The organism is Sphingosinicella flava (genome assembly GCF_016025255.1).
Lineage (GTDB): Bacteria > Pseudomonadota > Alphaproteobacteria > Sphingomonadales > Sphingomonadaceae > Allosphingosinicella > Allosphingosinicella flava.
Genome location: NZ_CP065592.1, coordinates 1,643,106 through 1,654,024, shown reverse-complemented (window position 1 = coordinate 1,654,024; position 10,919 = coordinate 1,643,106). Strand labels below are relative to the sequence as shown.

Here is a 10,919-nt window from a genome sequence, read left to right as displayed (position 1 = left end):
TGATTGGTTGCCAGCACGTTAGCGTCGCTCTTCCGGAAGGTAGCGACTGTAGAGCCAGCCGATCCCTATGAGGTTGAGGCCAAGCGCAACGAACGAGGCGATGCGGAGCAATCCATCAAGACCGGCGGCATCGAACAGGAATACCTTGCCAGCCGCGCCCAGCATCAGGGCCAAGGACGCCAGACGCCATTCCTTCTTCGATTGCCTGATGCCCCAGATGAGGAACCCGATCGCTAGCCCCACTGCCAGCAGGGAACGGGCGATATCCTCACCGGCGGAAAGGCCGGGCACCGACAAGATCGATCCCACGGCCACCTGCCGCAGGAGCGAAAAGCCAAGCAGGGTTATGAGCAGCATCTGCACGACCGATCGTGAGCGCCAGGCCGCGTCCGGCCATTCCGGCATCCAGCCCTTGGTCAGCCACAACCAGAGCAGCGGAAGACCATAAGCCGGAAGCAGGAGGTTGAGGATCGGCAGGTCTCCCACCGATTGGTCGGCCCACAGAGGATTGTGCAGGATCAGGGTGAACCATCCGAAATGCGCTAGCCCAGCAACGGACAGGGCAAGTCCGAACGGGGCCGCACCTCGCTTCCAGAACAGCAGACCGCCGCCAAGCAGCGCAGCCTCCCAAAGCGTGCGTTCGGCTAGACCATGTGCGGCAAAAGCCTCGTAGGAGCTGATCGCAAAAAGCTGCTTGAAGAGAATGTGGAGCCCGATGGCTGCAACACAGGCGGCAACCCCCAGGAGGACTTTCTCGCCCCTTTCTTGCCGGTTGGGCCACAGAGCTACGGCCATCACGGCTGCTGGCACGAGGAGCAGGGAAAGAGCGTCATGAACGTTCGGCAGATCTGTCACGAACAGCGGGATGCCGCCGGCCGACATCATTCCAGCCTGGGTCCAGGCTGAAAGCGGGAGGACAGCCCAAAGACCGATGATCACGAGCAGCGAAATGCTTTCCGGCGCCGTCCGGAGCGGCTCTCTGGGATAGAGACGCGCCAGCCCCACCAGCGCCGCAGCGGCTAGTACCGGCAGGTAAGTGGGTGAGAGAAACTGGGCGGCTGCGCCGTAAGCTAACAGCGGGGTGACAGCGCGCACGACCGTTCGCATCGAAGTTTTGCGCGCCCAACGAAGGGATAAGCCCGCAATCACTGCCGTTAGAGACCAGCGGACAAAAGCCGCGAGTCTGTCCATCGGTTCGGTGTCGCCGACCAATCGCCCAAATTCGGCTGTCGCTTGATCGGTGATGGGAAGCATCACTAAGGCCGCAGCGGCCAAGCCCCACCCGCTTATCTCCACACGGCGGTCGTCAGCCCGAGCGCTGAGGATGATAAGGAGTAACGCCAAGCCTGCAAAAGCGGGCGCCAATGCCCAATCAGGGAAGAGCAATGCGAACGCTGCGGATGTGCAGATGGCGGTGGCTGATGCCAGAATGACGAACCGCGCATCGTCTCGCCGCGCCTGATTGGTCCAGCCGAGTTTCGCAATGCCAGCGGTGGCGAAAGCCGAAACCAGGAACAGCAGGGCGAAGACAGTCTCGTCACCCTCGCCATCATAAAAGTGGATGAGGGCAAGCAACGGTCCTGCTAGTGCGAGAGCCGCAATCTGTCCGGCTTCAAGGGACGATCCTTCTCCGCTCCACAGCTTGAGCAGCGCAGGGATTCCGTAGATCGCAATGGCCGAAAGCATGACGATCGCAAAGTCGAGGCTAGCCGGGTCAGGCCATGCGGTCAGCAACAGTAGAACGACGAGCAGCCCTGCGGCGGGGAGGCGTTTCAGGTTTGCTTCACGGCGCGACAGCCAGAGCATGGCGACTGAGATCAGTCCATACAGGCCCCAGTTGAGTAGGGTGAACCCGCCGGTCGCGACGAGTACAGCCACTTGTGCTGCGGCAATCAGGCTTCCCGCCATCTTCACGCCGCCCGCATTGCCTTGTGGCAGAACGAAGGCTGGCAGAAAAATGCCGATCAGCGCGAGGTAGAGGGCGATCGAGATTGAACCGGCTGCATCGAAAGCGCCGCCGATCAACAGCATTGCCCCCCAGCCAAGGCCTCCGGCAAGCGCGCTGACGCCAAGCCACATCCATCTTTGCGTTTTCGAGAGGATCGAAAGACCGCCAACCGCCAGCGCAAGATAAGTGGCAAGCAGCGGAATGCTCGGTGGGCCTGATCCAACTAGGGCTGGCGCCGCAAGGCCTCCGACAAGGCCGAGCACGGCGCAGGGCGCGCCGAAGCGCAGTGACAATCCGATCGCCAGTGCTGTCACCCCGGCCATGCCGATAAAAGCGGTGAGCGGTGCAATCAGGTCGTAGAGGTTGGCGGCGGCCAATATGCTCCCATACAGGCTCGCGATACCTGCACCGGCGAGCGCTTGGCGGACACGCTCGTCCTGCACTCTCTCCTCATTGCGCAGCGCCAATTCGGCGGCGGCGAGAAGACTTGAGCCGAACAATAGGCCAAACAAGGTGCGGATTACCGGAGAGAGGAGGCCCGCCTCGATCGAATAGCGGACGATCAGGAAGCCGGCGACAGCGAGGGTTATCCCCCCGGCCCAAATCGGCAGCCGCCGCCCGAAAATCTCCTCGAAGCTGAAGCTGGGCCGCTCGTGTAAGTAAGGGGCGCTGTCCCATTCTTCAGACGTCTGGAACGTGACGGACTCAGCGGGGAGCGGCGGTGGCGCAGGCCGTTCTTCCACGATCTCAGCAATCGGGGTGGATGGAGGAAAGATCTTGCTAAGCTCGATTGGGGGCGCAGCTTCGTGCGGCGCCGTCTCTACGCTCCAATAACGATCCTCAAGCACATCGATACGGTGCTGAAGAAGCTTCACGCGCTGCCAGAGGACAACGACGGCTGCGATCAGCCCAATGAGCACCAGCGTATCGATCATGCGATCCTCCAACGTACCATGCGCTTGGTATCACAAAATGAACGCTGTTCAATAAAATAATTAGACACTGTTCATTTGTTGTCCTAAGTTGCTGAATATGGGTAGGAGATCGGACCATAGCCGAGCCGAACTAGAAAGGCTCATCGTGCTGGAGGGTCATAAGCATATGGCCGAAGTCGGCTTCGCGCGCTTTTCCGCACGAGAGGTGGCAAAGCGGATCGGCTATTCCGTAGGTACGCTTTACAACGTGTTCGGGACCTACGACCGTCTGATCTTGGCCATCAACACGCGCACGTTTGAACTTTGGACAGAACACCTTCGCCAGCGCCTCGAAAACGCCGGAGAAGATCGCATCCGCGCCCTAGTGGAAGGCTATTTCAGCTTTGCTAGGGACAACACTAATCTCTGGATGGCGATATACGATCATCATTTGCCTTCTGATGCAGTGATGCCAGACGACTTTGGCGCGATCCGCGGCAAGCTCACCGAATTGGTCGAGCAGGAGGTGGCCGCCGCTTTGCCGGAAGGGAAGAGGGAAATGGCACCTCGCTTAGCTCGTTCCCTCATTGCGAGCGTCCACGGCCATTGTGCTTTCGCGTTGAACGGTACCTTTTCTCTGATGGGTGTCGAGGAGCCGATGAAGCTGGCTGTGGCGCGAGCACGGGAAGCGATTGCCGCCTCTCATTGAACGCCGTGGTTTGACCGCAAGGAGACTGTCCGGTCTAAAACCTGATCTCTGTTCATCCCCCGACGAGGGAGCAACCGATCGGTTCACGGTCAGTACCCCCGGCCTCTGGTGACATGACTAGCGCGCTGCATGAATTGCGCTGTCCGACTTGCACTTCCTGTATCCAGCACCAATGATGCCGGCCATGAGCGAAACGATCGAAGTCAAAAAGAGCAGATCCCTGTGCCCCTAGTAACGTGCTTTTACTGCGGATTTGACCTACCGCGATCGGAATTTTCAGACGAACATATATGGCCAGATGCGCTTGGGGGCGATTATCTGCCTCGGCTTTGGCGCACTGACGACGTGTGCGCTCGCTGTAACTCAATGTCCGGAGTCTATGTCGACGGTGCATTCATTCGTGGATGGGCCGGTTCACGGGAGCGCGGTCACGATGCCCGCATGTACCTCTCGCTAACCGAGCCTCTGAAGACCGTCCTCCCGCTCGACTATCTCGGCAAACTCACCGACTCTGCAATCCCATCGGGCGATGTCGCGGATTGGTGGGCTGGACCCTGTGGCGCAACGATCGTGCACTTTCGCCCGGAGGAAACGAGTGACCTTTGGAAGAGATATCTTGGTGGCGACCCGCGGGCGAAAAAGGCGGCCGCTGGGCGTGCCTATATGGCACTAGCGTCGAACAACGAGTACTGGCTCCTCGGAGCCCTTGGGTCCTTCAAGAAGCATTTCAAACGGGCCAAGCGGTACATTATCACGCCTGGCCTGCCGTCGAACTGGACTGCATTTGAGCAGATCAACCGAGAGGATCCGGTGCAAGCTGCAGACCTCGCTGTAATCGATGCCATGCTCGCGCGGGCAAAGGCTAACCAACCGACCCATGCGCGTCTCGAAATAGACCTCACGAACGTTGGGCAGCGTTGGCTTTGCAAGCTCGGGCTGGCGATTGGCTGCCAGATTTTCGGCGCAGGCTTTGGGAAGCATGCCGATGGTGAACTGCTACGCTGCGCTTTTCGGGAGGCGAGCCCGGAAAAGCGCAAGCAGTATAAGGTCAGGGGTTCAGCCTATTTCAGCGGTGGCAGCGGACTCGAATTCCTCGCTTGGCCAGCCGGATGGGTGCTACAACTCCAGGTGCTGAATGGAATCTTGAGCCTGACGATTGTGACGCCCTCGGGCCAAGCCATGGCAGTACAGGTCACCGACGATCAAAATCTGATTTCTCAAGTCCCGGCCGACATTAATGCGGGCCAGGCATGGATTGTCGTTCCATCTGCCGCCCGAGCGGTGGGACCGATTGGGATTGCCGACTATGTGGCGCACATCACGAAATCTGTGCCTCAAGCCGATCTCAGCGCGCTTGAGGCACATTGCATTGATCCGTCGTCGCTTCCTGCCTGTTGAGTAAGGGTTTCGTCCGCGAATGCTCCGAAGCCATCCGATCACGGCCAACCCGATGGGCAACTATGCCACGCGAAACTATGTTCTCTACCATGTGCCCGCCAGTTCGAGTAGATGACCGACTTTAATCGGGAGCAGGAGTTTGTCGTCCCCAGAAGTTAGGTCGGAGCGGCTCAAAAGTAGCCTCTCGATCGGCGTGCCGGGAGTTTGCAACCCATCCTCCATTCTCTGATGAACGAGCAGCAGGTCAAGGGCTCAACGCTGAGTACAATTAATAGACAAGAAGAGAATCTATTTTGTATGCCTAGCAACAAAATAGGGACGTTTAAGGGGGTGTAATGGGTACCTTTAATGCGGGCGTGCAGTACAATGATTTCAAAGGGACTGTTGCTGCAGATATCTCAGACAATGTCGCACTTACCGATTATCTTGTAACGCTAGGCAAAGCTGAACAAGACGAGTACGTCGTAGGGCTCAGGATCGCTTCCGGGGAGAACCGGGGCACTCCTGTAACAGATGTGTCGCTCGTAGCATATCTCCTCCGTTCCGCTGAGCTTGCGTCTGCTCCGGCAGCTGTGCGTGCCGTTGAGATCCGCATAACGCCCGGTGAGGCCCTAGCGTTTTTCAAGCGCTTCGACCTCGTAGCAACACGGCGCGGCGTAGACTTCAGCAATACTCACGTAGACGGCCCGCACTACGATTGAGCAGAGCAAGGACGCTTAGTGATCAGAACGCAGGGGAGTGAGTCTTGCCTCAGCACCCTGGGACTGGCGGATTATCGACCAGAAGATGGGTCCTACGTTAATCGGGAGAAAAATGGAGTAAGCGCGCAGTGGCGGGTAAACGACAACATTATGTGCCGCGGCTGCTGCAGCGCGGCTTTCTTGCTACCGAGGATGGCGAACGCACTTGGCTGCACCGGGCCGGCGGGCCAGCGCGCCTGGTCGGCATCAAGGATGTGGGCACCGAGGACTGGTTCTATTCGCGAAAGGGCGCGCCGGGCGAACTGACCCTCGACGACGCGATCACCGCATTCGAGCAGGATCTGGGCAAGGATGTCGCAATCCTGCGCACGACCCCGCCGGGCGCGGCGATCGACGCCAACCTCGCCGCGCGGATCACCGTCCATTTAGTCATGCGCACTGCACATCTGCGGCAGACGATCGAAAAGGGGATCGACGGCATCACCGGCGAAATCGAGTCGCTGTTCACCGATCCGTCACGACTCGGCGCGATGATGGGGATCGACAGCCCGATGCTGGCATCGGCGGTCATGGATGCCATTCGCAGTACCGCGCAGGATCTGGTCCCGGCGGGATTTCCGGCAGCGCTCAGCGAGCGTCTGCTCGCATTTTTCATGCGTGAGCGCGGCGACGAACTTGCGGCACAGGCGGTGGCGACGCTGACGCCTATGTTCCCGACCCTGTTCAAAGGGCTCGCCAGCCGGGTGCGCGACAGCCATAATGCGATCGTCGCCAAACCGCTCGACGATCATGGCTGGGTCAATGCACTCACTGGGTTCCAGTGGACGATCGAAGCCGGCACCGACCTGATCCTGCCCGACGCGGTGGCGCTGGCGCGCGAGGTCGGCGAATCGTTTGCACCGCTCCTGTTCACGACGGCTGCGGATGCCGAGCTGACCCTGTTGCCGGTCGCCCATGACCGCATCCTGGTCGGTCGGCGCGATGCCGCGACGCCCGTCGATCTGACGACATATAATATGCAGGCGGCCGCAAGCTGTCAGGGCTTCTTCATCGCCGCGCGTGCCTTCAATACTGAGGGGTTGAGCGCGAAGATCGGCAGCGGCCCAGCGAAGGCGCTGGCGGATTCCATTGCCGAAGCCGTCAGCGAGGCGGAGACCGCGCGGCTCGGGCTGGGGTCCGGTGATCTCCCCCTCGCGCAACCGCGGATGTTCGCGCAGGAGACATTTTGCTACCGCGTCACCCTGCACGATTTCGGAGATGATGTGCTGGCGAAGGAATATGGGGCCATCCTCCAGACTGTCGTCGGCGCGCTGGCCCGCGATATTCCGCTTCACGAACTCGATGGTGTCACGATCGCGGCCGATTATCATGACGCACTCGAGAGGCTCGACCGCGGCGACCCCGATCTATCGCCCGTCACCAGCGGTGCACTCGGCTACGGAATCGGCGTTGCCAAGCCGGTGACCGTGATGCGGGACGGTCAGCGCAAATCACACCTCGTGCTTGCCGCCGGCATTGCTGACGCCTGGACGTCCGAAGATGCCAGCCTGCGCGCATCGAGCCTGCATCTGCTGATCAAGATGCTTGCCGGGATTGCGCATGGCACGCGCTATTCCGATGTCCCGGCATTCACCCCCGATGCCATGGGGCGCGAGCTGCACCTTGCCGTCGCGCACGCTCCCAATGGCTATTGGAGTGCGAGACAGGCGGCCTTTGCCGACCCCGGCCAGGGCGAAAGCTATGCCCAACTGGTCCTCGACAGCCTCGCTTATGCGCGTAGCGAAGTCGCCGACGCCCGAGCACGCATGACCGACGGTAGCGATGTCAGCGAGGCCTCGCAGATCGCGCTCGAATGTGTTTCGGCGGTGCTCGTACACGCCGCCGACTGGCTTGGCCATCGTGACGGTCTTGCGCCAGACCAGTCTTTTGCCGGCGACGATCTGGCTGAACGGCTCGCACCGTCCGGACTCGACCATTGGCTCGCGCTGTTCGGGCGCGACCTGGCAGCTTGCTACAGTGAGGATGGCGCCATTGATCTCGCGGTGGTGACCGCGCTCAGCCGCCATGTCGAGCGCCTGTTCTGGAGCCTCGGCATCTATTGCTGGCCGGAGGAAGAGAATGTCCGGTGCGTGGTATCCGACAGGCCACTGGCGCCGATCGTGCTGCCGGGCATCGATATGCCGGCGCTCTCGTCGATGGACGCGGATGCTGCTCTTTCCCAAGCAGACGGGACCGCACCTTCATGAGCGACGTGGACCTTAGAGAGGCGTTCGATCCGGGCAAGCCGGTAAGCCTTCCCAATCGCAAATGCGCCTACTGTGGCGAGTCGCTCGAGCGCCGGACCACGACGCAGGATCATGTCGTTGGGCGCCGATTCGTGCCGGAGGGCACCCTCGCCACGGGTTTCTTTCTCCAAGTCAAAACCTGCCGGCCGTGCAATGACCGCAAGGCCGTGCTCGAGGATGATATCTCGATCATCACCATGCTACCCGACACGCGCGGCAACTATGTGCGTGACGATGAGCGGCTGCGACGCACCGTCGCCAGGAAATCAAAGGGTGCCATCAGTCCGGCGACGCGCCGACTTGCTGCGCAAAGCTACAACAAGATCGACACGAGCATTCCGATCGGGGGCGGCGTGTCGCTGACCTATAGCTGTGTCGCAATGCCGACGCTCGAGGATCAGCGGGTCGCGCGTCTCGCTTATTATCATGTCCAGGGCTTCACCCATTTTCGCTCGTTCGACATCGAGCGCGGCCATGGCGGATGGCTGCAACCGGGCGAGTTTCTAACGCTTGGACATCTGACTAGGGAAGATTGGGGAAACCCGCGGCTCATGGCTTTCACCGCGGCGACGCGCCCTTGGGAGCCGGTCTGCACCGCGATTCTGGCGGACGGCTATTTCCGTCATGAAATGCGCCGCAAGCCGGATAGTGAGCTCGCCAGCTGGGCGGTGGAGTGGAATGGCCGGCTTCGGGTGTTCGGTCTTTACGGCCCGGCCGAAGAGCGCGAGGCCTTCGTGGCGGCGCTGCCGCAGGAACAGGTCGATTTCGCCTGGGGCGATACAACCAACGGGTTTGCGTGGCGCACCGAAACGCCAATCACGGACGCGGACGACCGACTGTTCGACTTGCCCGAGGATTGGAATGACCGGCCTTTGGCCTCACCCCACTGGCGGCGGCCCAAAGCGTAACCAACTACGTTTCAGTGGCGATTAGCACCACTCTCGTCGCTTGGCGCGCGCGGTAATAGGCGCTCGTCGCGCTGCTCGATCGCATTGCGGATGATCGTCGGCGACCACAAACGGATCGGGGTAGCGATCGACGACCGAGGATCCTACACCTTGTTGGTCGCAGAACGAGCAGAGGACGTGGAAGGCAGTTGCAGGGACAGGGATCAGCCTCGGCCAAATGCTGTTCGGCACCTACAAGACAACAATCGAACTCTGTTGTGCGCTGATCACTGCTGGCTGTAGTCTAACCGATCCACGCTGCCTTCTGTCTCATTCACAACGCTACCTTGGGGAGCTGGCATCGCGAACACCCGACGCAAGGCAGCCCATGCTGTCAACACGTCCGGCTCTACGCATCCGTCAGGAATTCAGCGCGTTCGGCCAGCGATCGATGAGAGTACGCCGTCGGCAACCGAAACGTCGGACTTGAGAGCGCAGCTTATTTCCTTAAGGCGATCTTCGATCCAGCCACAAGCCAGCCACAGCCGAATGGTCCGGGCGAGGCGTTCGACTGGATTATTACGAGGCTTCGCGAGATTTTGCCTTCGTCGCAACCAAGCCGCGATTGGCTTGACTCAAAACCTAGCAGGTCAGCTTAGGATGCGGCGCAAGGGCTGGGGGAGACACGCGATAGCGTGGCTCCGGAGGATGCAAGTCCGTCTCACACGGAGGATGCGACTCAATCTCAGGCGTTAGGAGACGGCGGAACCCGGTCGACATAGAAGGCGCCGCCTCGCCAGTCGCGAATGACTCCGGCAGCCTCAGCTTCGTCGTAATGAGCCTTGCAAAAGCATCGTTCTTCACCGTCCACGATGATGCGGACGGCTAGGTCACGCCCGTTCTCCGGGATTAGGCCGACAACGCGACTATCGAGCGCGGTCGTGCCATCCTCCATTCGAACGGCTTCCGGACGGTGGGCGGCAAGCGGCTCCACTGCATCACCATCTCGACAGAGCGCGTCTTCAGGGTAGAAGGCGACCTCCACGTCAGCAGGCGTGCCGTGAGGTAGTTCGTGCCGCCGCTCTAGAACACGTCGTGCTTTCACTTCGCCCCACTCGCGCACCGGGCCAAGAGCCTCGAAGCCGAAGCGTCGCCAGAACGTCCATGAGGTCGCGGGCGCGCATGTAATGTTCAGCACGTTTACGTTCTCCTTGATCGCGCGGCGCAGCCCCGCCTCGAAAAGAGCTGTGCCGTGGCCCTTGCCGCGCCGGTCCTTGCGGATGCTCGTAATGTCTGGAGCGTGCTTGCCGACTTGGAAGGCGACGGCGTCGCCCTCCTCGCGGATGACGGTCAGCTCGTCATATTCGAGTGCCTGAATGATCAGCCGCCTGTTGGACCAGAACCCATACCCGTCTTCCTGGTGCTCGCGCTCAAGCCAGCCGAGGATGCAATCAAGGTCCGCCGACGTTGCCTTCACTACTTCCACTGATCACTCTTCCTTTCGGTAGGACGATATAGGAAGGCGCGACAGGATTACGACCAACTTGCGAGGGCCGGCCTAAACCGGCAGAGGTAGGGCAAAGCAGCGGGGCTGCTCGCGGTGTGACTGAAAGGACAGTTCGATGGTGAAGTTCACTGTGGTCGTTCGGGAAGCGGGGAAGGTGAAACCCGACTACTCTCTGGACTTCGAAGCCCCAATGTTGCCTCGTGTTGGCGACTATCTGTCCATTCAACGCCCGGATCACCCAAGGCCATTCGGGGAAGACATGATCGTCGCGAAGATTTGGTGGCGCCTCTTTCACCCCGAAACCGGCGGCTTTGGCAAAGATCCGCCAAAGGTCGGCACGTTCGACGAAGTCTTTGTCGAGTGCGTGCCGGCGGTCAGCCCCTACTCAAGCGATCAATGGCGGAGAAGTCTTGAGCACGCGAACGCTCCTGAGTTCGAGGTGGAGCGCTTCTCGGTTTCGGAGTCGCAGATCGCCGAGGCGACCAGAGGGTATTCGTAAGAGGCGCTTGCGGCCGCCCAACGGAAATACCCAAACACTCTGCGAGTTTCGCGTCGATCTCCGGCACCATC

The 10,919-nt window shown here is 60.5% G+C and carries 8 protein-coding genes; 6 read left to right on the top strand and 2 right to left on the bottom strand.

Annotation, left to right across the window (positions count from 1 at the left end; genetic code table 11):
* Positions 1-18 precede the first annotated feature (18 nt).
* Positions 19-2,883, bottom strand: coding sequence for a DUF2339 domain-containing protein (locus IC614_RS08435; RefSeq protein ID WP_200970906.1), 2,865 nt, complete (start codon positions 2,881-2,883; stop codon positions 19-21).
* A gap of 166 nt (positions 2,884-3,049) precedes the next feature.
* Between IC614_RS08435 and IC614_RS08430 the strand changes: the two genes are divergently transcribed.
* The 5 genes from IC614_RS08430 (at position 3,050) to IC614_RS08410 (ending at position 8,863) form a co-directional block, all read left to right on the top strand.
* The gene (locus tag IC614_RS08430; protein ID WP_264175494.1) at positions 3,050-3,571 is read left to right on the top strand and encodes a TetR/AcrR family transcriptional regulator; all 522 of its coding nucleotides are present in this window, start codon (positions 3,050-3,052) and stop codon (positions 3,569-3,571) included.
* A 129-nt stretch (positions 3,572-3,700) separates the two neighbouring features.
* On the top strand, positions 3,701-4,969 hold the full coding sequence (locus IC614_RS08425; protein ID WP_200970904.1) for an HNH endonuclease: 1,269 nt from the start codon (positions 3,701-3,703) through the stop codon (positions 4,967-4,969).
* A 335-nt stretch (positions 4,970-5,304) separates the two neighbouring features.
* A complete protein-coding gene (locus IC614_RS08420; protein ID WP_200970903.1) occupies positions 5,305-5,670 on the top strand; it encodes a hypothetical protein in 366 nt (121 codons plus the stop codon).
* Positions 5,671-5,798: 128 nt separating this feature from the next.
* The gene (locus IC614_RS08415) at positions 5,799-7,916 is read left to right on the top strand and encodes a hypothetical protein (RefSeq protein WP_200970902.1); all 2,118 of its coding nucleotides are present in this window, start codon (positions 5,799-5,801) and stop codon (positions 7,914-7,916) included.
* The gene (locus tag IC614_RS08410) at positions 7,913-8,863 is read left to right on the top strand and encodes an HNH endonuclease (RefSeq protein WP_200970901.1); all 951 of its coding nucleotides are present in this window, start codon (positions 7,913-7,915) and stop codon (positions 8,861-8,863) included. Before IC614_RS08415 ends, IC614_RS08410 begins: the two co-directional genes overlap by 4 nt.
* Before the next feature lie 724 nt (positions 8,864-9,587).
* Here the strand turns inward: IC614_RS08410 and IC614_RS08405 are convergent.
* Entirely contained in the window at positions 9,588-10,328 is a 741-nt protein-coding gene (locus IC614_RS08405) for a GNAT family protein (RefSeq protein ID WP_200970900.1), read from the bottom strand.
* A gap of 136 nt (positions 10,329-10,464) precedes the next feature.
* Between IC614_RS08405 and IC614_RS08400 the strand changes: the two genes are divergently transcribed.
* A complete protein-coding gene (locus IC614_RS08400; protein WP_200970899.1) occupies positions 10,465-10,848 on the top strand; it encodes a hypothetical protein in 384 nt (127 codons plus the stop codon).
* Positions 10,849-10,919: the final 71 nt, after the last annotated feature.

Bases quoted from the DNA above. Each gene is read 5' to 3' on its own strand.
- IC614_RS08430 (WP_264175494.1), top strand. From the start codon at position 3,050: ATGGCCGAAGTCGGCTTCGCGCGCTTTTCCGCACGAGAGGTGGCAAAG.
- IC614_RS08435 (WP_200970906.1), bottom strand. From the start codon at position 2,883: ATGATCGATACGCTGGTGCTCATTGGGCTGATCGCAGCCGTCGTTGTC.
- IC614_RS08420 (WP_200970903.1), top strand. From the start codon at position 5,305: ATGGGTACCTTTAATGCGGGCGTGCAGTACAATGATTTCAAAGGGACT.
- IC614_RS08410 (WP_200970901.1), top strand. From the start codon at position 7,913: ATGAGCGACGTGGACCTTAGAGAGGCGTTCGATCCGGGCAAGCCGGTA.
- IC614_RS08425 (WP_200970904.1), top strand. From the start codon at position 3,701: ATGAATTGCGCTGTCCGACTTGCACTTCCTGTATCCAGCACCAATGAT.
- IC614_RS08400 (WP_200970899.1), top strand. From the start codon at position 10,465: ATGGTGAAGTTCACTGTGGTCGTTCGGGAAGCGGGGAAGGTGAAACCC.